Below are 20,735 nucleotides of genomic sequence, written 5' to 3'. Positions count from 1 at the left end.
TACTTGGTTGAACTCAGGTATACCTAGTTCCCCTCATAGATAAATAGTCTCAGTAGGAACCGGTAGTAACTCTTTCTGAGTATGGTAGGGGCATGACATCTGTTTTTAGCATGATTATCGACGGTACCCTCCCCGGTCGATTTGTCTATAAAGATGACCAGGTAGTGGCCTTTTTATCGATTGAACCCCTGAAGCCTGGACACACTCTAGTCGTCCCCCGCCAAGAGGTAGATAAGTGGACGGAACTCCCCAGTGACGTATGGGCACACGTGTCTGAAGTCTCACAATTACTTGGTAAAGCAGTCTGCCGTGCGTGGGATGCCCCACGTGCCGGAAACATCATTGCAGGTTTTGACGTTCCCCATACTCACGTCCATATTTTCCCAGCATGGGAGATGTCAGACTATGACTTCAGCAAAGCCGCCCATGATGTCCCGGATGCGGAAATGGATGACGCTGCTGAAAAAATTCGCACTGCACTAGCAGAATTAGGTGTGAACTGGCGCGACGGTTCCAAGCTGTCTTAATCGTCACTTTCTACAGCCAGAGGCAAGGTGACAACGAACTGTGTTCCCGCCCCGGGGCTACTAGCTACTGTCACTGTGCCGCGGTGAGCTTCCACTAGAGATTTCACAATAGAGAGCCCCAAACCAGAACCACGCCCGCCACTGCGGTCATCTGTATCGCGTGCGCGGGAGTGGTCGCCGCGGAAGAAGCGGTCAAAAACATGTGACGCGGTGTCGGCATCCATACCAATACCGTTATCGGACACCATAATAAGAGCATTATCATGCTCATGGTCTATGCGCAGTCCCACCCGTATTTGGGCGTTCTCCCCGGCGTGCCGTACGGCATTCACAATAAGATTATCCACTACTTGCCGGAGTCGTGTTTCGTCGCCCACCACAATGCCATCTTCAGATAGGACAAGGCTAATATCGCGGTCTGGCCACGAAACATGCGCCGCATCCACGGCACTGGTCAGCAGAGATCCCACGCTAATTTCCTTGATGTCGGCAAGATCAAAAGGAGTGCCGTTATCAATACGGGTAAGGAGTAGCAGGTCTTCTACAAGTACCTGCATACGGCTACTTTCTTCGGTAATTCGCGACAGGGCAATGTCGGTATCAATAGCTCCCATGCGGGCAGCCTCTGCAAAACCTCGCACAGCGGTCAGTGGTGTGCGTAATTCATGCGACGCGTCTCCCACAAACTGCCGCATACTGTTTTCGTTCGCCCGGGCACGTTGCTCCGATTCTGCCCGTTCTGAAATAGTCTCCTGTACTTGGGATGCCATGTGGTTGAAGGTGTACCCCAACGATTCCACTTCAGTGTCATATCCAGTCAGGGGAACACGACGGGAATAATCCCCGGTGGCAATATCGACTGCGGCATCTTCTACTTTTTGCAGTGGTGTCAAGGCCGTATCCACCAAAACCCAGCTAAGGCCCCCCGCCAGGGTAAGAACGACAAGTGCAACCACTACTTGTACCACGATAAGACGCTGCAACGCGTGTCGAGCCGCCCCCATGGGGAGCGCCAATGTTGCAACGCCTGGTACCACACGTGTTTCCCCTGCACTGCCACTCCCCACGACAAGATCAACATGGTATTTAATGGCGCGCCACGTAGGCCCGTCTCCCACAGAATTTACCTGGTGAATAGCATTATCAGCGGGTAGATGGGAAATATCTGGGGCAGTTCGATTGTCGTTATAGATTTCGGTGCTGCCGTTAGGTAGGGAAAGGGAGAGGAAAAAATGAGAGGGTGGCGTAGTCGCTAGTTCCTCTTCGGGACACTCGCTTGTATGCAGCGAGTCGGTGTGGTGCTGCATATCGCGGGAGCTATCACTGTATCCGTACTGCGTAAAATGGACAGCTTCTGGATGCGCTGCCCACCCGTAGCGTGCATCATTGAGGTCGCTAGAAATAGCATCCATGCTGGTTTTCCACTGTGCTGTTGCCACAAAAATATTGGACGCTACAACACCAAGGAATAGCAGGAAAAGACACCCAATAGTGAGGGAGATTCGCAGCGGCAGTCGGGCAACGAGGGGTACCCGCTTATGGGTTGGATACGCGGGTGAATCATAGGAATCATTTGCGTGGTTCGCGTAGGACATAACCAACTCCGCGCAGGGTGTGCAGGTATTTCACGTCACCAGTGTCAATTTTTTTCCGCAGATACGAAATGTAGGACTCCACTACATTGGCATCACCATTAAAGTCGTAGTCCCACACGTTATCCAGGATGCGTGCCTTAGACAGCACAACCCCCGCGTTCACCATGAAATATCGTAATAGGGCGAACTCAGTTGGGGTCAGCTCAACTAATTCCCCTGCCTTCCACACCTCGTGGGTGTCGTCATCTAGCTCAATATCGGCGAACGTGAGGTGATTACTGGGTTGACCAAAAGAACTGCGATCACTACGCCGCAAAATTGTTCGTAGCCGGGCAATAACTTCTTCCAAGCTAAAAGGCTTGGTGACGTAGTCATCTGCCCCCAAGGTCAATCCGTGGACGCGGTCTTCTATTGCGTCTTTTGCGGTGAGGAAGAGGACGGGACCGTCATGCCCGGCTTCCCGGAGACGGGAGAGCAACCGGAATCCATCCATACCGGGCATCATGATGTCAAGGATGAAGGCATCGGGGTGAAAGCGCTGTGCCACTGTGAGAGCTTCTTCTCCGGAAGATGCCGCGGCCACCTTAAACCCCTGGTATTTAAGGCTGACGGTTAGCAGCTCAACTATTGATGGTTCATCGTCAACAACAAGAATTTTTGTTCCGGTGTAGTCGGGGAAACCGCCAACATCTGCATGAGCAGGAGTAATAGCGCTGCTAACAGCGTTGGTAGCACTGTTGTCTGTACTACTGGTACCACTAGTCATTCTGATGTCTCGCTTGTCTCCAAAACTCATATTTCTATTGTGTCCACAGTAGCTGCACAGTTTCTACAACGTTCCTGAAAATTTGCTGGAAGCAACAGAGGACTGGCAATTACTGGAAATACACACGCCTTCTCCATCCTTTACCGTTAAAGTTTTTACTAGGTTGTCAGATTTAGGTAGTTACTACCTACTTGTGCAAACACCAGAACTATCTGACGTCATCAACGAAGGAACGATATGAAGCTGCACTCGCTTTCTCGTAAGCTCATCGCCGCCGTCGCTAGCGTGGCTATGCTCGCTGCCCCCCTTACCGCAGCTCCTGCAGAAGCTGCACAGAACAGCGTCACCCAGGGATGGGGTAAATTCCACTGGGGTTCTGCTACCGCCGGATTCCAGGTAGAAGGTAGCAACTACGACAGCAACTGGCTGCGGTATGTCAACCGTGAATCCAAGAAAGACCCGAAGAAGGTCAACCCCATTAAAAACGCTACGGACTTCCGTCACCGTTACAAGGAAGACCTTGGCAATGCACAGTCCATGGGGCTTAACACTTTCCGTATCTCCATTGAGTGGTCTCGCATTGAGCCCAAGAAGGGGCAGTGGAACTGGAAAGAAATCCACTACTACGACGACGTCATCAAGACCATGCGTCGCAAGGGCATGACTCCCATGATTACCACCGTCCACTACGTTTACCCAGGCTGGGTACAGGACCAAGGTGAGTTCATGAACAAGGAGACCTTGAAGGACTACGAACACTTCGTAGACTTCATTGCCAAGCGCTACGGCGGCAATGGCACCATGTGGATCACGTTCAATGAGCCCCTCGTCTTCTTCGGCCACGAAGTAGAAATCGGCAACATTAAGCGCTCCGATATGATCCCCTTCATGAAGAATGTGCAAGAAGCACATAAAATTGCCTACCGCACTATCAAGAAATACGATAAGCACTCCCACGTTGGCTCCAACGAGGCCTACCTGCCTTTCGTCACCTCTATTGCGGACCAATTCTTCTTCAAACGTGTGGAAAAAGAACTCGACTTCGTTGGTATTGATTACTACTACACCGTTGCCCTCTCCAACCTCTCCGCCATTTACGGTGCAACGTCTAAGTTCGACAAGATCGATCCCCAGCCAGAAGGCATCTACTTCGCCATCCAGCACTTCTCCACAGCATTCCCCGGCAAGCCTGTTTACATGGTAGAAACCGGTATCCCCAGCTACAACGGAAACCGCCCCGATGGCTTCACCAAGGGTGACTGGCTGAATGACACCGTGTTCTGGGTACAGCGTGCGGTTGCTGACGGCTATCCGGTAGTGGGCTACAACTACTGGTCCATTGTCGATAACTACGAATGGGGACAGTACGATTCCCGCTTCGGTCTCTACACCGTTAATGCGCTAACCGACCCCACTTTGAAGCGTATTCCTACTAACGGACCTGCAACATTCCGCAAGATTACTGCCACCGGCGGTGCTCCACGCGATTACAAGCTGAAGTCGCCACTGCGCTTCTGCCCGCTTTCTGAGGGTATTCGCTCCTGCGTAAACCCGCCGAAGGTTGACGGACCGCGCGCAGTCCTCAAATAAAAGCACCTGTGGCATATAGCCATGTAGATATGGCTTAGCAGTGTTGTCGCCGCATAGGAGGGTGGGTAGACTCTTGCAGAAAGAGTTTATCCACCCTCCTCTTTTTCCTCTTGCCTCTTTCTGAAAAGGATCACAGAGGACTGCAGAGGATCGCTTAGGTGAATAACGCTATTACTTACGCATATAATTACTGTGCATTTATCTGTGCATCTACGATCAGCGAGGAACTATGACCACCCCGACACAGCCCAAAGACGACTCCAACGAGACTGCTCCACAAGAGGAATCTTCAGAGTATCGTTCTGCTCGCCGCAAAAAGATTTTTGCTGGTCTTTCCTTCGGGCTCGTCATTATTATGATCCTCGCTATCACAACTTTCGTCGATAGCCACCCGCACAAACAGGAAACCCAAGAAGCACAGCTCCCCGCAAGCTCGATTAATAGTTTCTGGACAACATTCTGCCCAGGTTACGACACTATTGCCACAGACCTTAATAATTTCGCCGTAAAGAAGGGCGAAAGCACAGAAAAGTACCTAGACCGCCTCAGCCCCACCCTCGAACGAGAGGCTGCTGACTTCCGCGACTCTGCTCTTCGTCTTAACAACAGCTCCGTCATGATGTACGGAAACAAGAACCAGAAGAAAACCTTGCAAGAGCTTGTCGATGTTATGCGCGAAAGCGATAAGACTCTTAGCGAACGGGCTGTTTACCTCCGTAGCCACCCCATTACTACACAAAAGGAGCTAGAGGACCTTACTGCCGTTATCCAGAAGGTGTACAACCGCTACTCCGAGGCCGCCTCGAAGGCTACTACTGCTATTGGTATGGGGGATAAGAAAACGACCGAGAGCATTAAAAAGATTCCTGAGTGCAAGAAGCTTTTCGATCAGCAGTCGAAGAAGCCCACGACGAGTACTACGCCCAGTGCTAGCGCAAGCACGTCCGCAAGTACATCTGCAACGTCTACAACAACAGCGGAATAAGCTCAACGCCAAATACGCTAGCAAAACCGCTAGCGAAGGGCTTCGTCTGTGCACTGTATGAAATACACTGTACGGAATGCTCTGTACGAAGTGTGCACTGCGTGGAATAAAAATAAGGGTGGAGCTAGAGACGGGACTTGAACCCGCAACCTTCCGATTACAAGTCGGATGCGCTACCAATTGCGCCACTCTAGCCGGGCTTATCCCATCCTAATGGATAAAGGCGCCAATGGTGGAATTTATCTGCACAAGCATTAGTACTGGGAAAAATGAGCGCCCTCACCTACTATGGAATTGATCACACACTCATCTAAGGAAAATGTTTTATGCCCCCGAAGACTAGCGATATTACGCGTATTAACCACGACAATTACGGTCCTCTGGAAGAGGAAACTGCCCGTCGTGCGCGTCGTGTCGTAGCAGGCTACGCAGAGAGTCCTGAGCAAAGTCTCGAACTGATGAACATGCTTGGAGTAGGTTTATCTGACTCAGAGGAGTGACTATGTCAGACATTGGCGGCGGTCAGCCTAATAAAGACGACCAGGTTACTTCTGGCGTCAGCACTGGAGAAAATGCTGTAGAAACCGTCGATGCCACTAAATGCGCAGATTTTCTTGTTGTTGCTAACAGACTTCCCACCGACCTCGTCACTAATAAAGATGGATCGCAAGAGTGGAAGCGTAGCCCCGGTGGCCTAGTTACTGCTCTTGAGCCCATTCTCAAGAAAAACCACGGTGCGTGGATTGGGTGGCCTGGCGTCCCAGACGTCTCCCCTGAACCTTTCGAACAGGATGGTAAAACTGTTGTTCCGTTAGCTCTTAGCGCGGATGAAGTACAGAACTACTATGAGGGTTTTTCCAACGATACCCTGTGGCCCCTCTACCATAACTGCATTGTTCCCCCTACCTATCGCGAGGACTGGTGGCGAAGCTACCAAAAAGTTAACCGCCGCTTCGCAGAGCGTGCTGCAGAAGTAGCCGCCCCTAACGGCATTGTGTGGGTAAACGACTATCAGCTGCAGCTAGTACCGCAAATGCTGCGTGAGCTACGCCCCGATGTTCGCATTGGGTTCTTTCTGCACATTCCCTTCCCCCCACTAGAACTCTTCGACCAGCTACCCTGGCGCGATGAAATTATTGATGGCCTGCTCGGCGCAGATCTTGTGGGATTCCACTTGCCCCACGACGCCGTCAACTTCCAACGCCTTACTTTTGTGCGCCGCAAGCATGCTATTACCAGGGGACAAATTAATACTCCTGGCCATTATGGTGAAGTTGCTGTTCCTATTGGCGACAATGAATTTCGTTCCGTGCGTGTAGGTGCTTTCCCAATTTCTATTGACTCACCCCGCTTTAACGCTACGGCGCGGCAGCAAAGTGTTAGACGTCGCAGTAGGGAATTGCGGCAAACGCTTGGTAACCCCGAAAAAATGGCCTTAGGCGTGGACCGTTTGGATTACACGAAGGGGATAGAAATTCGGTTGGAGGCACTGCACCAGCTTCTTCAAGAGGGTCGTATTGATCCAGAAAAGTTTGTGTTTGTTCAGCTAGCCACACCTAGCCGTGAGCGAGTTGACGCTTACCGCGAATTACGCTCACGTGTTGAAGAAAAGGTTGCCCGTATTAATGGCGAGTTCGGTTCTGTTGGTAGGCCCGTGATATCTTACCTGCACCAATCAGCTGGTTTTGAGGAGCTGCTGGCGCTTTACCGCAGTGCAGATGTCATGCTTGTCACACCACTGAAAGATGGCATGAATTTGGTCTGTAAAGAGTACGTTGCCGCAACTACTAACGGAAACGGAGCTCTGGTACTATCCGAATTCACTGGTGCTGCACGTGAACTACGCGCTGCATACCTGTGTAACCCCTATGACATCGAGGGTGTAAAAGATGCAATAATGAGTGCACTTACGGACTCTGACGAGGAACGCCGTCGGCGTATGCGTGCGCTTCGTCGCCAGGTTCTTACCCACGATGTTAACCGGTGGGCGCATTCATTCTTGAATGCTCTTCCGGAAAATTCAACACCTAAAGTGAACACACAATTGAAGGATTAGGTTAATGGCCAAGCTTGGCGCAGCACAGAGCCCAGGATATCCTTTCTGCTCCGAGGCCCCTGCTGAAAATGATCTTCCGCCACGCCGCAGACTGATTCTTGACACCATTAGAGAATCGGATTCGCCCCTGCAACCGCGGGAGATCGCCACTAAACTCCATTTACATCTCAATACAATTAGGGATCACCTCTCCTCACTGGTGGACGACGGTCTTCTTATTCGTAAGGCTGTTCCGCATGTTGGTCGTGGGCGCCCCGCTATTGCCTACATGCCCCCTCCGGGAGAAGATGAATCTCCAGATCGTCGCACGTCACATGCGCTTATTGCGATGCTATTGGACCATCTTGATGAAACGTCTCCCGTCCCCGAGGTAGAGGCACGGCGGATGGGTGAAAAAATGGGGCGATACTTGGCCACTACCCTCGATAGTGATCGTCCTTTCTATCTTGAACTCTTGCGGTTAGCTCAAGATTGGGGATTTGAAGCCTGCTGGCACAGCACCACCAATACGCTCACACTGGGTCGTTGCCCCCTCGATTTAGAAAAGATTTGGTGTAACCTCCTTTCAGAGATTCACTCGGGTGTCCTTCGGGGAGTAGTAGAAGGCGCTGGACGTAATGGTGACAATTACACAGCGACAACGCATGAAGACGGCACTAGTTGTGTACGTTTCTTCGAGTGATATAGCCGCCTCCTAAAACACCTTCTATAGCAACAGTGCTGTATAAGTTTTGTATGGGGTTCTGTAGGAAACTACAGAACCCCATTTTCATACATAGATTATGTAACGAATCTTTTCTGAAGACCGGCTGAAAAGCGTTACCTTCGGTACGATGTGGTGTAGTCCTTTACTCACAGGAGTCACATGCTTCCCACTCGTCACGACCGCTTCACCACCCTCCCCACCACTTCTCACGATGCTCTTGTTCGCAACATAACTACTGCCGATACAGCTCGCAGTACACACAAGATGCGAAAGCCACAAAAGACTCTTATATGTCTTTTCACCACTGTGCTTATGGGGACTACTCTTCTTAGCGGTTGCAGTTCGCATGACTCCACGGACACTGCTGCACACTCCACTACGCCGTCATCGACCACCGTTACATCGTCCCCCAATGCTTCCGCTAATTCTGGTGCTTCCGATACATCTTCTTCCAGCGAGGAGGATACCTCCGATGAGGCTGATACCACTCAGCCCCTAGACGACACGTCCACTTCTCCCACTGATGTATCTACACCGTCTCATACTTCTACACCGCAACGTCACCTGTCCCCTTCACCGACAGCACCAGAGGCACCAGATGCCATTCAGCCGGGAAGCATTCTCCCGCAAACTCACTTAGATACGAAGTATGCACCGCTCGGGGTGCCCGATATGAGTGACCCCCACGCCAGTCCCCTGCGACCCCTGGTAATAGTTGTGAGCCTTACCCGTCAGCAAACTGTGCAACTACACGACAAGCACACTGGCGAAAAAATATCGACTATCGGTTCACGTCTTCCACTGGGAGGAGACGCGCTTTCGCAGCTGGGCGATGCCCTTGCCGGCTCCTCCGCTTTTAGCAGCCAACACCCCAATGCGTGTGTACGCACGTGGGTGGAAATCAGTTTCACCAAGTGGGGTACATACGCAACATACGTCACAGGTACCGAATGTCCTGCCCGGACAAAAATTACCGCACAATTACCCGGTTTTTCCAGGTAGAGAAAATATACTAGCCGGCTTCGTCATCCTTAGGTACCCTGGATATAACTAGAAAATATTCATGATTTAATCCTGATAGAAGACGAGCATGAAGCGATCTCATACGCCAGAAGAAGCTATCATTCTTGAGGCTAAACGAGAGCGAACTGCCGCACGAAAACTACGGTCACACAACCGTGAGGAACTTCGCGAGCTTTACCGAACCGGACACCCCGATAGCTTCACACGCGACGATATCTGGCTCTTCGTCGTGTCATGTTTCGGTGTTGTTTTGGTGATGGCCGCAATGGCGTCCCTCAACACTGTGCTCCCCGATATCGCTTTAGCGACGCGGGCCAGCCAGTCCCAACTTACCTGGATTGTTGACGCCTACACCCTCACCCTGGCAGGTCTACTACTCCCCGCCGGCGCCATTGGGGATCGCTATGGCCGAAAAGGTGTTTTCATTGGCGGCCTTATTGTCTTCACACTAGGGAGCCTTGTCCCCATCTGGTTCGATAGTGCTAATACACTTATCGCTGGACGCGCAGTATCCGGTTTTGGTGCTGCCTTCGTCATGCCCTCTACCCTCTCCATTTTGGCGTCCCGCGTCCCCAGCCAGAAGCGACCGCTTGCTATTGCTATCTGGGGTGCTAGCGCCGGTGTGGGTGCTGTTCTGGGTCTTGTGGGATCTGGCGCTATTTTGTTGCACTCCAATTGGAAAGGCATCTTCGTCGGTCTGGCTATCCTTGCCGCCATTATTGCTATTTGTTCTTTCACCATTGAGGAAAGTAAAGAAAAGAACCCACCCCGCTTTGACCCCCTGGGCGCTGTACTATCCGCAGTTGGTATAGCACTACTCGTTCTAGGACTTATTGAAGCCCCCACCGAGGGGTGGGGAAGCCCCAGCATTATCGTTTGCTTCATTACCGCTATTGCATTTATCGCTGGTTTTATCGTGTGGAAATTAAAGTGCGACCACCCACTGCTAGACGTTCGCCTGTTCGCTAACCGCGGGTTTGGCTCCGGCGCTCTTTCCCTCCTTATACAGTTCGCTGCCACCTTCGGTGTTTTCTACACCCTCGTTCAGTTCATGCAGCTTGTGCAGGGATATAGCCCCATTAAGTCCGCCTTTAGCATGGCTCCGCTGGTACCGCCCTGTATTATCTTCGCCCTGTTATCCATCTGGGCTACTCGCAAGATTGGGCAAAAGTGGCTGCTAGTTGTGGGGCACCTTATTCTGGCTGGTGCACTCCTGATGATGATCTGGGTAACGCGCGACAGTAGCTACGGGTACATCACCGCCTACATGCTGATTTTCGCCACTGGCCTAGGTCTCACCGCAGCACCCGCCACCACCGCTATCATGCTGCAAACCCCGGAAAAGAAATATGGTGTTGCCTCTGCCGTCAACGATGCCGGCCGCGAGATTGGTGCCGCACTTGGTATTGCCCTCAGCGGTTCACTACTCACCACCTTCTACAGCAGAAACGTTGACGATATTGCGGGGCGCGTCCGCGATACCCTCGCCATGGCAGAACACATGGGAATGGGACAACCCGGTAGTGCAGCCAGTGCCCACGATGCTATTACGGGCAGTCTGGCCGGCGCGCAGGCAGTCGCGGAGCCGCTGGCCCATAACCCTATGACGCAGCAGCTGGCCGGGCAGCTTATTAACGATGCTCAAAATGCTTTCATCGATGGCCAAATGTGGTCGTCTATTGTGCTCGCAGCTCTACAAGTTATTACCGCCATTATCCTGGCATTCTGGGCACCCGGCTTCCACACAATAACGTCAGAAAAAGATGAGGAAGCACTGAAGAATGCCCGCCAGTCCATTCCTGCTTCATTAATGGATGCGCTGGATAAAGCTGCCACGCAGCGGCATCTCCTGGTTGCTACAGACTTTGACGGTACGCTGGCGCCACTTGTCCGAAATCCTCGAAAAGCTGCACCTATCCCCGGCTCTCTAGAAGCACTGGATACGCTGGCGACTATCCCCCATACAAAAGCCGCTATTGTGAGTGGTCGCGATATTGCCGGACTTCGAAAAGTGGCCCCCGTGACGCGTGATGTCACACTTGTGGGATCCCATGGGGCAGAAATATCGGATAGCGACCACGAGCTCACGAAACACCAGCGGGACCTTCTCAAACGTCTTATCGAAGAAGTTACCCAGACCGCGGATAGTATTCCCGGCGCAACAATTGAGGAGAAGAAATACGCCGTCGTTCTTCACACTCGCACCGCTCAAGATCCTCATGAGGCGAAGAAACGCACTGTGGAGTTAGAAGAGCGACTGTCTGCCGTTCCCGGTGTTACTCTTACACGCGGTAAGAAAGTCTCCGAGTTCGCGGTTATTAATACCACAAAAGATGCTGCTTTAGCGTCCCTTGCTGCCCGTTGGCCCACCGGCGCAGACGCCATACTGTACCTGGGAGACGACGTTACTGATGAGCATATTTTTACTGGACTACCAGCACGAATTACCACACCACAGACAGAGATTATTACGGTGAAGGTGGGAGAGGGAGACACTGCTGCACAGTATCGTATTGCTAACGAGCTGGAGGCAGCAGCCGTCCTTGATTACCTATGCGAGCAACGCAACCACTACGCAAACGCACACTTCACATGGAAGGACCGTAAGCAGCACCGTAAGGATTCCCGGTCTCGCGCTCGCCGCATGGCCTATAGCGCAGACTAGTAGCGCACGTTAGTGGCGCGGAGGCGCGGAGGTAACGCCGGGTTGGAAGACACACTCCAACTTCTCGGATTGAACCGGACCGTTTTCGCTGGCGAATAAGAGTTCGCCGGCTCGCAAGCCCTTCTCTTTGAGCGGCTGCACAACAGTTGTGAACTTTTGTGCAAGTGCTTCAGGAATACCGTCAAACCCAGTAATCGTGAGATCGTTGGGAACGGAAATATTGTGGCCGTGCGCGTACTGCATAGCACCGAGTGCCAAAACATCCGAGGTGCAGAGCAATGCGGTGGTCTCTGGGCGCATAGCGAGAGCTTCTTGGGCAGACTGAACACCGGAACTGTAATTGTTCTCGAAACTTTCTAGAACAAGAATGTCGTTGGGGTCAATACCGTGGCTCACGGCGGAATCTAGGACAGCGCTAATACGGTTGGCCTGAACGTGCATACGCGCATTTTGTGCATCGTCAAGAGAAACTGGGCCATTGTGGCGTACCGGGTTCAGACGAATGCTCAGGATGGTGACTTTCTTATGTCCCGCGTCAAAAAGATGGTCGGCCAGCTTTTTCATAGCGGAATAGTCATTGACTGTAATAGTGGGAATACCAGGTAAATCAGCTGGCTGGTCCGCAACCACTGTGGGGATATTGCGGTCGATGACGGCTTCTAGGTAAGGGTCTTCTTCTGCAACGGAGTAAATGACGAAACCATCGACGCTAGCCTGGTGGACAACGTTAGCGGCGTGGTTGGAATCGCCCACTTCTGATGCGGGGATAAGGGTAAGGCCACTTTCGTGCTTACCGCACGCTTCGGCGAGTCCGGAGAGGAATTGTGCGGCGGCGGGGTCGCGTACTGCGAAGGCGAGTTCCTCTGTGAGGAGGAGTCCTATTGCGCCTGCTCTGCGCGTTCTTAGGGAACGGGCAACGGGATCCGGGCCGGGGTAGCCCAAGCGCTTTGCTGTTTCCAGGATACGGGTGCGTAGATCTTCCGAGAGCTGATCGGGTCGATTATAGGCATTGGAAACAGTCGTGCGGGAAACATTGAGTTCTTCTGCAAGGGAGGCGAGGGTAGCACGTTTTGGCTTGGACTTAGGCATAGTTTCACTGTTCCTGGTGTATTTCGTCTGCTGGATCGATTCTAAAGGTAAAGCACTCTCACTAGCGAATAAGGCCTAGCGTGTTGATAGCCGAAAAAGCTAAAACACGAAGAAAAACGGGAAAAAGGAGTAGTACCCATCACTTAATAATAAAATTATGTCACGTCACATACTTGTTGCCATGCTGAAAAGTATTTTTTCGCTGTGTACGAGACAAATCGCCAGATATAAAACAACGTGCATTAGTTGAACATCGTTCTGAAACTTACCATTAAGATGCAAACTTTCTTGGAAAGGAACCTCATGTCTGGTCATCTGTCCAACCTGAAACGCCGGCTTGCAGCAGGACTCCTCGCCCTCACCACCGCAGTGGGATTGGGAGGCCTCACAGCCTGCAATAATGACTCCTCATCACATGACGCTGACGGAATCAACATTGTTGCCAGTACTAATGTCTATGGCTCCATTGCGAAAGCTATTGCCGGAGATAAAGCTACTGTCCACTCCATCATCAAAGACCCCTCAGCCGACCCACACTCCTACGAAGCCAGCCCTAACGATATTGCCACGCTCAAAGATGCCGATATCGCTATTGTCAACGGCGGCGGCTACGACGAATTCGCCGTCAACGCTCTGGCCGACCATGACCAGAAGAACGTCATCACCGCTTACAGCTTCCTCAAAGACGCCCCCGACGCCAAGGACACCGATAAGCACGACGACGAGAGCACAGACGAACACGAGCACGCTCATGAGGAGGGACACCACCATCACCACCACGACGGTGAAGGCCCCAACGAGCACGTCTTCTACAATATGGACGTTGCTAAAGACGTTGCATCCTCTCTTACCAAGAAACTGAGCGACCTGGACCCCTCCAATAAAACCAGTTATCAGGACAATGAAAAAACCTTTGATCAGCGCATCGACAAGGTGAAATCAGTCCTCGACAAGATCAAGAAGCAGCACACGCACGCTCGTTTCCTACAAACTGAACCCCTCGCCGTCCACTTCGTTAACGTAGCCGACATGAAGGACGTCACCCCTGAAGGTTTCGCAGAAGCAATGGAGGAAGGCAATGATGTCTCTGCTCTCCAGGTAGCCGGAATGCGAGACTGCATTATTCACAAGAAGGCTGACGTTTTCCTCTACAACACTCAAAACGCTAACTCCACCACAAAGGACATGCGTGAACTGGCAGAAAAGCACCACGTTCCCGTCGTGGACCTCACCGAAACACTGCCGGAAAACAAGGATTACACCACCTGGATGCTCGACAATGCGAACGCTCTTGCTGACGCTCTCAACGTCAAGTAGCAGCGTCAAAGAGTAACGTGCATTCCTTGTACCGGTGCTCGCTAGTCCATCACTGAAGTGCTGATATGCCGAAGTGGTGAATCAGTGAACTAATGAACTAGCGGCACCGTACTGAACTCGAGTGGGGGTTCCGCATTGTTTGCGGGCCCCCACTCCTCAATCCTCTTCTTGTGACTGCCTCATGACACAACCTGTGCTTAGCCTTCATAAAGCCGGAATGGATGTTCCCGTCCGTCACCCTGACCCGGGCGCCCCCAAAACTCGCACTCTCTGGAATGATCTTTCCTTAGACGTGCAACCAGGCGAATTTATTGCTGTTTTGGGACCCAATGGTTGCGGCAAAAGTACCCTTTTCCGCGCCATACTAGGACTTACCTCGCTCACCCGCGGCCGCGCCCTCGTAAACGGAGAACCCGTCCATAAAGGACTCTCCTCTGTGGGCTACATTCCCCAGCAGCGCACGCTTGACGCAGATCTTCCCATGCGTGGCCGGGACCTTATCCAACTAGGTATTGATGGCCATAAGTGGGGCTGCTCCAGCTTCGCCTCCCGGCGGAGGAATCGCGCAATAGTACAGCGTGCCATTGATGAAGTTGACGCGCAGGCTTTCGCGGATCGCCCCGTCGGCACTCTCTCCGGTGGCGAACAACAACGTATCCGTGCCGCACAAGCACTCGTCGCCAACCCCACCCTGCTCCTTTGCGATGAACCGCTCCTAAGCCTCGACCTCACCCAGCAAAAACGCATTGTGGAGTTAATTGCTCGGCAGGCCCGCGACCATCACACGGCGGTACTCTTTATCACCCATGAGATAAACCCTGTTCTCCCCTACGTGGATCGCGTCCTCTACCTTACCGAGGGAGATTACCGCATTGGCCCCGTCGATGACGTCATGACCACTGAATCGCTGACGGCGCTCTTCCACTCCCCCATCACTGTCGCCCGCGTAGCTGGCCAGATCGTTGTCGTAGGAACGGAAGATGCTCCCCACCAGGAGGCCGACCACCATGCATGAACTTAGCAGTTTCTTCTCCGGCTTCTTCGACTGGTCGGTGACGAGCAACCTCCTCACCTACACATTTGTGCAGCACGCTCTTATCGCTGCAGTACTCTTGGGCCTTATCTCTGGACTTATTGGGCCGTTCATCGTCATGCGGCAAATGTCCTTCTCCGTCCACGGAACCTCAGAACTAGCCCTAACAGGTGCGGCTGCTGCCCTGCTCCTCGGAACTTCGGTGGGAGTCGGTGCAATTATTGGGTCTGTTATTGCCGCACTTCTCTTCGGCATTATGGGGAAGAAAGCCCACGAGCGGGACAGTACTATCGGCGTGGTCCTCTCCTTCGGCCTTGGCCTAGCCGTCCTCTTCCTCCACCTCTACCCAGGTCGTACGGGAAGCCAGTTCTCTCTTCTTACCGGGCAGATTGTGAGCGTCTCCGACAGCCACCTCACCACCCTGGTGGTGGTGACGGTCGTCGTAGTAGTAACGCTGCTCGCTATTGGCCGCCCGCTTCTCTTCACCTCAGTAGATGACTATGTTGCTGAATCCCGCGGCGTGCCTGTACGTCTTGTGAACGGGCTCTTCGCAGTGCTCGTAGGCCTAGTCTCCGCAGAGGGTGTGCAGATCGTAGGAGCGCTACTCGTCCTTAACCTGCTGGTGACGCCCGGCGCGGCCGCTCTCCAGGTGACGAAACGCCCCGGCATGGCTGTTCTACTCTCGGTAGTATTTGCGGAGATTTCCGCGGTGGGCGGAATTCTCTTGTCCCTGGCCCCGGGTGTGCCGATGTCGGTGTTTGTGACCTTCTTGAGCTTCCTGATCTATCTCATCTGCCGGGCTATTCCACAGAAAGCCTAGGGGTCAGAAATCTAGGGTCACACTAGCGTCCTATGGCCTAGCGAACGCGCTCTTACAACTTTTCTGTAGTGCCTTACTGTGCTTTTAGGCGACGCTGCCGGGCGAACTCGGAGAGTACTACACCGCATGCCACAGACGCATTGAGGCTTTCGACGTCACTAGCCATGGGAATGGACATAATGGTGTCACAATTCTCGGAGACAAGCCGCGAAATGCCCTTCCCTTCGGATCCCACGACGACAACAACGGGGCCGGTGCCGTCGTAATTATCCAGGGTGGCGTCACCGCCTGCATCCAGGCCAACAATTTGGCAGCCGGCTTTCGCATAGGCCTGTATGGTGTGGGTGAGGTTAGTGGCGCGGGCGACGCGCAGGCGGGCAGCAGTCCCGGCGGAGGTTCGCCAGGCGACGGCCGTCATGGAGGCACTGCGGCGTTCTGGGATAACAACGCCGTGTCCCCCAAAAGCGGCGGTGGAGCGCACTGCCGCGCCCAGATTGCGGGGGTCGGTAATGTTGTCGAGAACGACAATGAGGGGGGCTTCCCCTTTTTGGCGGGCGATGTCGATCAGCTCGGAGGGGTCCGCGTATTTATAGGGTGGAATCTCCAAAGCAATGCCCTGGTGCATGCCGTTTTCGGAAAGCCGGTCAAGTTCCTTACGGGATACTTCCTGAATAGGCAGCCCGGCGGCCTTAGCGGTGTTGATCGCTTCAGTTAGGCGATCATCGTTGCTGGTTCCTTGGGCAATGTAGAGTGCAGTGGCGGGGACGTCCGCACGGAGGCACTCTACGACGGGGTTACGACCCAGCACCATTTCTGGCAGGTCGCGTGTCTTGACGTTACTGTGGCGTTGCCCCGTTTGACGTTTACGGGCAACCCGTTCTTGCTTTTCCGCATACCAGTGGCGGTCTTGTGCCTTGGGAGTGGCGCCGCGTCCCCGACGGGCGCGTCGCCCTTGTCCGCCGGAGCCCTTTACTTGGCCTTTTTTCGTGCCGGCGCGGCGGACAGCGCCGCGGCGACCTGAATTTCCTGCCATTAGTTCTCCTCCTGTAACGACCACTCGGGGCCAGCTGCTGTATCGGTAATAGCAATACCTGCCTCATTAAGACGATCGCGCACGTCGTCGGCGACCGCCCAATTCTTTTCCGCCCGTGCCTCGGCACGACGCTCCAATTCGGCACCTACCAAAACATCGAGAGCATCCATAGCTTTTGCGTTGGCGGAGTTATCGGCGTCGCGCCACTGGTCAGACAGTGGGTCGATGCCGAGCACATCGGCCATGGCGCGGACAGTTCCAGCAATGTCGCGGGCACGGTTCTGGTCGCCGGATTCTAGGGCGGCGTTGCCGGCGCGGACTTGGGTGTGTATTTCTGCTAGTGCAGCGGGGACACCTAAATCATCATCGAGAGCATTCTCGAAAACGTCAGTCCACATTGTTTTTTCGGGTTCACTACCAGTGCGGGTGACAATGCGATGGAGGAAGTCCTCAATGCGGCGATAGCCTGTGGCCGCTTCTTGAAGAGCCTCTTCGGAGTATTCCAGCATACTGCGGTAGTTGGCAGATCCCAGGTAGTACCGTAGTTCTACGGGGCGAACCTTCTCCAACATATTGGGAATGGAGAGAGTATTGCCAAGGGATTTACTCATCTTTTCGCCAGAGAGAGTCACCCAGCCGTTGTGGAGCCAGTAGTGGGCAAAACCATCGCCGGCACCATGCGCCTGCGCAATCTCATTTTCGTGGTGCGGGAATTGCAGATCCAGTCCGCCACAGTGAATATCAAACTCAGAGCCGAGATAGGTGGTGGACATGACGGAGCATTCAATATGCCAGCCGGGGCGTCCCGGCCCCCAGGGGGTGGGCCAGCTGGGTTCGCCCGGTTTTGCGACCTTCCAGAGAGCGAAGTCTAGCGGGGAGCGTTTACCTGTGCCGGCGGAGTCGCCTTCCTCCATGTCCTCAATCTTCTGGCCGGAAAGGCACCCGTAGTCCCCCTTGGGATCCTTAGACCACTTAGCAAGATTGAAGTACACGTTGCCATCAGCGGGGTAGGCGTACCCCTCATCAATAATGCGTTGAATGTACTCCACCATTTGGGTGACGTGCCCTGTCGCACGCGGTTCCGCGGAGGGGGGTAGTACACCAAGCATGTCGTAGGCTTTGGTGAATTCGCGCTCAAACGTGGAGACCCATTCCCACCAGGGGCGGCCATTCTCGGCGGCTTTGGTGAGGATCTTGTCATCAATGTCGGTAATGTTGCGGACGAAGGCAACATCGTTACCTTTGGCGAGGAACCAGCGACGCAGAATGTCGAATGCTACACCGGAGCGTACATGCCCAATGTGGGGGTAAGTCTGCGGTGTTGCCCCACAGAGGTAGATGGAAACATGCCCCGGTTTTACGGGGACGAAGTCGCGGATGGATCGGCTAGCAGTGTCATAAAGTCGCAAGGTCACGCGCTTGATTCTAGAGGAAAGTACGCTTTTACGATACTTTCTACCGTATTTATCCCGCCATGGGTTTTATTCCATGTCCCTATTCGTCAAGTGACGTGCTCACGCCCTCACCCAAGTCCATACCTAGGTCCATGCCTAGATTGTCTGCAATAACCTGCGACACGGCTTGGGCGTAGTCGGCGGGCATAACAAGAGCGGTAGCAACAGCACCAATACCTTCACCGCGCCCCGCAAAACCTAGCCCATCGGTCGATGTTGCAAGGACAGAGACCGGTGCCCCCAGTAATTCGGTAAGGACGTGTTCGGCTTCCAGACGGCGCGGCCCCATTTTCGGACGATTGCCCACCATCTGTACGGTGGCATTCAGAACTACCCAGCCACTATCGGCAAGGAGTTCACGGGTTTCTGTGAGGAGACGTTCCCCTGTCACGTCGTCGTATTCGGGACGACCAACTCCAAAAATGGTCCCGAGATCCCCAATACCTGCCGCGGAGAGGAGTGCATCAATAAGCGCATGAACCACCACGTCTGCATCGGAGTGGCCAATACATCCCTTATCGTCTGGGAAATGCAGCCCGGCCATCCAGCATTCGCGGTCGGCTCCTATTTGGTGGGCATCAGTGCCGACGCCAACGCGGGGGAAGAAATTGCGCCAATTCGCAGTCTCCATGTGCGTTTATCCTTCAGCATCCTCTTCCATAATGAATTGGGCGAGGCGTAAATCGGTGGGGGTAGTAATCTTGAGGGCTTTCTCGTCCCCGGGCACAGTAGCGACACCAAACTGGAACTTCTCCAAAAGGGCAGCGTCATCCGTGGTCGAGAGTCCCTCTTTGCGGGCCTCCTGGTGCAGCGTCCATAACAGTTTCGCGTCAAAACCCTGCGGGGTTTGTACCCGGCGTAAACGAGTACGATCTGGCGTTCCCAGAACATTGCCCGAACTATCCACCATTTTGATGGTGTCCACAACGGGAAGGGCGGGAACGACCCCGGCTGCCACGTTCTGGGACATGATGGTACGTACTCTTTCCGTCACAGTGGAGAAGAGCTCTGCGGGGGCGAAGCACCGGGCAGCATCGTGGACAAGGACAATGCCGATAGTTTCTTCCGGATCATCCCGCATGATGTACTTCAGCCCCTCATAGATAGAGTCGGAGCGGAGTTCACCACCGGGGAATACTCGCACAGGTGTGGCGAGGTTGAGACCCTGGGCTTGTTCCTGCGCGGTGGCACACATATCAAAAGCCGCCATGATGATAATTTCATCCACAACATGGCTGGCATCAATACGCAGCAGGGCGTGTTCTAGCAGCGTGTGATCGCCAACAGTAACGAATGCTTTGGGGAGGCTAGCACCCAATCGGTGGCCGACTCCAGCAGCAGCAACAATGGCTACTACTTTTCCATCTTTTCGGTCTGATGCAGACTCAACCATAAAATTCCTCTCCTCCACACGAGGGGCTCCCCCACTACTTGCTTTTATTTTTTACTCTTGCTTTTACTGTTGCTGTTAGCTTCTTCTCGTGCGGCTTCCGCAGCAGCTTTACGCTCACGTTCAGCTTCTTCCAGAAGAGCGTCAATTCGCTCATCACGATCAGTGTCTTTGGAGCCTTCCGCGAGAGCCAGTTCGCCAACGAGTACCTGGCGTGCCTTTGACAGCATTCGCTTTTCCCCAGCTGACAAGCCACGATCCTGCTCGCGCCGCCAGAGATCACGCACTACTTCTGCAACCTTATTCACGTCGCCAGACGCCAGTTTCTCCTGGTTAGCCTTGTAACGGCGAGACCAGTTCGTTGGTTCTTCAACATGGGGAGTACACAATACTTCAAAGACTCGTTTCAAGCCTTCTGCATCGACGACGTCGCGAACGCCTACTTCCTCAACATTCTTCCGCGGAACCCTCACAACGAGATCGGACTGCTGAATATGAAGAACCAAGTATTCTGTTGGCTCTCCTTTAAGAGTGCGAGTTTCGATATCGACAATTTGGGCCGCCCCATGATGGGGGTAGACGACAACGTCTCCGACGTTAAATTCCATGTGGTGTATTCCCCTTTCAACCGCCCCATTCTAGCATGAGTCTGACCTGGACTTTTCAGGATAGGTTTACATGCTACC

Annotated in this window: 19 protein-coding genes and 1 tRNA gene; 11 read left to right on the top strand and 9 right to left on the bottom strand. The window is 53.4% G+C overall.

Annotated elements, in window-relative coordinates:
- The first annotated feature begins 92 nt into the window (after nt 1-92).
- Complete coding sequence (locus tag QZV76_RS06685) at nt 93-527, top strand: HIT family protein (RefSeq protein WP_290599199.1); 435 nt, start codon at nt 93-95, stop codon at nt 525-527.
- On the opposite strand, the gene QZV76_RS06680 is transcribed toward QZV76_RS06685, so the two are convergent.
- Nucleotides 524-2,122 carry a HAMP domain-containing sensor histidine kinase gene (locus QZV76_RS06680; protein ID WP_290599198.1) on the bottom strand — a complete coding sequence of 533 codons (1,599 nt, stop codon included), beginning with the start codon at nt 2,120-2,122 and terminating at the stop codon, nt 524-526. The two genes, QZV76_RS06685 and QZV76_RS06680, sit on opposite strands and share 4 nt — an antisense overlap.
- Nucleotides 2,097-2,888 carry a response regulator transcription factor gene (locus tag QZV76_RS06675; protein ID WP_290599197.1) on the bottom strand — a complete coding sequence of 264 codons (792 nt, stop codon included), beginning with the start codon at nt 2,886-2,888 and terminating at the stop codon, nt 2,097-2,099. Before QZV76_RS06675 ends, QZV76_RS06680 begins: the two co-directional genes overlap by 26 nt.
- A gap of 237 nt (nt 2,889-3,125) precedes the next feature.
- On the opposite strand from QZV76_RS06675, the gene QZV76_RS06670 reads away from it, so the two are divergent.
- Entirely contained in the window at nt 3,126-4,478 is a 1,353-nt protein-coding gene (locus QZV76_RS06670) for a family 1 glycosylhydrolase (protein WP_290599196.1), read from the top strand.
- 229 nt (nt 4,479-4,707) lie between these two features.
- Nucleotides 4,708-5,463 carry a hypothetical protein gene (locus QZV76_RS06665; protein ID WP_290599194.1) on the top strand — a complete coding sequence of 252 codons (756 nt, stop codon included), beginning with the start codon at nt 4,708-4,710 and terminating at the stop codon, nt 5,461-5,463.
- A gap of 119 nt (nt 5,464-5,582) precedes the next feature.
- Here the strand turns inward: QZV76_RS06665 and QZV76_RS06660 are convergent.
- Nucleotides 5,583-5,658: transfer RNA gene (locus QZV76_RS06660), tRNA-Thr, on the bottom strand.
- Nucleotides 5,659-5,789: 131 nt separating this feature from the next.
- On the opposite strand from QZV76_RS06660, the gene QZV76_RS06655 reads away from it, so the two are divergent.
- The 5 genes from QZV76_RS06655 (at nt 5,790) to otsB (ending at nt 11,913) form a co-directional block, all read left to right on the top strand.
- The gene (locus QZV76_RS06655) at nt 5,790-5,963 is read left to right on the top strand and encodes a hypothetical protein (protein WP_290599193.1); all 174 of its coding nucleotides are present in this window, start codon (nt 5,790-5,792) and stop codon (nt 5,961-5,963) included.
- A 2-nt stretch (nt 5,964-5,965) separates the two neighbouring features.
- Nucleotides 5,966-7,519, top strand: coding sequence for a trehalose-6-phosphate synthase (locus QZV76_RS06650; protein ID WP_290599191.1), 1,554 nt, complete (start codon nt 5,966-5,968; stop codon nt 7,517-7,519).
- Nucleotides 7,520-7,523: 4 nt separating this feature from the next.
- Nucleotides 7,524-8,201, top strand: a complete 678-nt coding sequence (locus QZV76_RS06645) for a helix-turn-helix domain-containing protein (protein ID WP_290599189.1) — start codon at nt 7,524-7,526, stop codon at nt 8,199-8,201.
- Nucleotides 8,202-8,384: 183 nt separating this feature from the next.
- Nucleotides 8,385-9,227 carry a hypothetical protein gene (locus tag QZV76_RS06640; protein ID WP_290599187.1) on the top strand — a complete coding sequence of 281 codons (843 nt, stop codon included), beginning with the start codon at nt 8,385-8,387 and terminating at the stop codon, nt 9,225-9,227.
- Between the two features lie 88 nt (nt 9,228-9,315).
- Nucleotides 9,316-11,913, top strand: coding sequence for a trehalose-phosphatase (gene otsB / locus QZV76_RS06635; RefSeq protein WP_290599185.1), 2,598 nt, complete (start codon nt 9,316-9,318; stop codon nt 11,911-11,913).
- A 9-nt stretch (nt 11,914-11,922) separates the two neighbouring features.
- On the opposite strand, the gene QZV76_RS06630 is transcribed toward otsB, so the two are convergent.
- Nucleotides 11,923-13,002 carry a LacI family DNA-binding transcriptional regulator gene (locus QZV76_RS06630; RefSeq protein WP_290599184.1) on the bottom strand — a complete coding sequence of 360 codons (1,080 nt, stop codon included), beginning with the start codon at nt 13,000-13,002 and terminating at the stop codon, nt 11,923-11,925.
- A 303-nt stretch (nt 13,003-13,305) separates the two neighbouring features.
- On the opposite strand from QZV76_RS06630, the gene QZV76_RS06625 reads away from it, so the two are divergent.
- From QZV76_RS06625 to QZV76_RS06615, 3 genes are all read left to right on the top strand, one after another.
- Nucleotides 13,306-14,319: a zinc ABC transporter substrate-binding protein gene (locus QZV76_RS06625; protein ID WP_290599182.1), complete on the top strand. Its 1,014-nt coding sequence runs from the start codon at nt 13,306-13,308 to the stop codon at nt 14,317-14,319.
- A gap of 181 nt (nt 14,320-14,500) precedes the next feature.
- Nucleotides 14,501-15,334: an ATP-binding cassette domain-containing protein gene (locus QZV76_RS06620; protein WP_290599181.1), complete on the top strand. Its 834-nt coding sequence runs from the start codon at nt 14,501-14,503 to the stop codon at nt 15,332-15,334.
- Nucleotides 15,327-16,172: a metal ABC transporter permease gene (locus QZV76_RS06615; protein WP_290599180.1), complete on the top strand. Its 846-nt coding sequence runs from the start codon at nt 15,327-15,329 to the stop codon at nt 16,170-16,172. The genes QZV76_RS06620 and QZV76_RS06615 overlap by 8 nt, the downstream gene beginning before the upstream one ends.
- 73 nt (nt 16,173-16,245) lie before the next feature.
- On the opposite strand, the gene rlmB is transcribed toward QZV76_RS06615, so the two are convergent.
- From rlmB to QZV76_RS06590, 5 genes are all read right to left on the bottom strand, one after another.
- Nucleotides 16,246-17,205 (bottom strand): 23S rRNA (guanosine(2251)-2'-O)-methyltransferase RlmB, encoded by a 960-nt coding sequence (rlmB, locus tag QZV76_RS06610; protein ID WP_290599179.1) that lies wholly within the window; start codon nt 17,203-17,205, stop codon nt 16,246-16,248.
- Nucleotides 17,205-18,620, bottom strand: coding sequence for a cysteine--tRNA ligase (gene cysS / locus QZV76_RS06605; RefSeq protein ID WP_290599178.1), 1,416 nt, complete (start codon nt 18,618-18,620; stop codon nt 17,205-17,207). Before cysS ends, rlmB begins: the two co-directional genes overlap by 1 nt.
- 79 nt (nt 18,621-18,699) lie before the next feature.
- Entirely contained in the window at nt 18,700-19,290 is a 591-nt protein-coding gene (gene ispF / locus QZV76_RS06600; RefSeq protein WP_290599177.1) for a 2-C-methyl-D-erythritol 2,4-cyclodiphosphate synthase, read from the bottom strand.
- A 6-nt stretch (nt 19,291-19,296) separates the two neighbouring features.
- Nucleotides 19,297-20,052, bottom strand: coding sequence for a 2-C-methyl-D-erythritol 4-phosphate cytidylyltransferase (ispD, locus tag QZV76_RS06595; RefSeq protein ID WP_290599175.1), 756 nt, complete (start codon nt 20,050-20,052; stop codon nt 19,297-19,299).
- 44 nt (nt 20,053-20,096) lie between these two features.
- Entirely contained in the window at nt 20,097-20,657 is a 561-nt protein-coding gene (locus QZV76_RS06590) for a CarD family transcriptional regulator (RefSeq protein WP_290599174.1), read from the bottom strand.
- Nucleotides 20,658-20,735 lie beyond the last annotated feature (78 nt).

It is taken from the genome of Lawsonella sp., assembly GCF_011525565.1.
Lineage (GTDB): Bacteria > Actinomycetota > Actinomycetes > Mycobacteriales > Mycobacteriaceae > Lawsonella > Lawsonella clevelandensis_A.
Note: the sequence above shows the minus strand (reverse complement) of the source record. Positions and strands in the feature narration are given on the sequence as shown.

Bases quoted from the DNA above. Each gene is read 5' to 3' on its own strand.
- QZV76_RS06655 (WP_290599193.1), top strand. From the start codon at position 5,790: ATGCCCCCGAAGACTAGCGATATTACGCGTATTAACCACGACAATTAC.
- QZV76_RS06590 (WP_290599174.1), bottom strand. From the start codon at position 20,657: ATGGAATTTAACGTCGGAGACGTTGTCGTCTACCCCCATCATGGGGCG.
- QZV76_RS06650 (WP_290599191.1), top strand. From the start codon at position 5,966: ATGTCAGACATTGGCGGCGGTCAGCCTAATAAAGACGACCAGGTTACT.
- QZV76_RS06680 (WP_290599198.1), bottom strand. From the start codon at position 2,122: ATGTCCTACGCGAACCACGCAAATGATTCCTATGATTCACCCGCGTAT.
- QZV76_RS06645 (WP_290599189.1), top strand. From the start codon at position 7,524: ATGGCCAAGCTTGGCGCAGCACAGAGCCCAGGATATCCTTTCTGCTCC.
- rlmB (WP_290599179.1), bottom strand. From the start codon at position 17,205: ATGGCAGGAAATTCAGGTCGCCGCGGCGCTGTCCGCCGCGCCGGCACG.
- QZV76_RS06615 (WP_290599180.1), top strand. From the start codon at position 15,327: ATGCATGAACTTAGCAGTTTCTTCTCCGGCTTCTTCGACTGGTCGGTG.
- QZV76_RS06620 (WP_290599181.1), top strand. From the start codon at position 14,501: ATGACACAACCTGTGCTTAGCCTTCATAAAGCCGGAATGGATGTTCCC.
- QZV76_RS06665 (WP_290599194.1), top strand. From the start codon at position 4,708: ATGACCACCCCGACACAGCCCAAAGACGACTCCAACGAGACTGCTCCA.
- ispD (WP_290599175.1), bottom strand. From the start codon at position 20,052: ATGGTTGAGTCTGCATCAGACCGAAAAGATGGAAAAGTAGTAGCCATT.
- otsB (WP_290599185.1), top strand. From the start codon at position 9,316: ATGAAGCGATCTCATACGCCAGAAGAAGCTATCATTCTTGAGGCTAAA.
- QZV76_RS06670 (WP_290599196.1), top strand. From the start codon at position 3,126: ATGAAGCTGCACTCGCTTTCTCGTAAGCTCATCGCCGCCGTCGCTAGC.
- QZV76_RS06675 (WP_290599197.1), bottom strand. From the start codon at position 2,888: ATGACTAGTGGTACCAGTAGTACAGACAACAGTGCTACCAACGCTGTT.
- QZV76_RS06630 (WP_290599184.1), bottom strand. From the start codon at position 13,002: ATGCCTAAGTCCAAGCCAAAACGTGCTACCCTCGCCTCCCTTGCAGAA.
- QZV76_RS06625 (WP_290599182.1), top strand. From the start codon at position 13,306: ATGTCTGGTCATCTGTCCAACCTGAAACGCCGGCTTGCAGCAGGACTC.
- ispF (WP_290599177.1), bottom strand. From the start codon at position 19,290: ATGGAGACTGCGAATTGGCGCAATTTCTTCCCCCGCGTTGGCGTCGGC.
- QZV76_RS06640 (WP_290599187.1), top strand. From the start codon at position 8,385: ATGCTTCCCACTCGTCACGACCGCTTCACCACCCTCCCCACCACTTCT.
- QZV76_RS06685 (WP_290599199.1), top strand. From the start codon at position 93: ATGACATCTGTTTTTAGCATGATTATCGACGGTACCCTCCCCGGTCGA.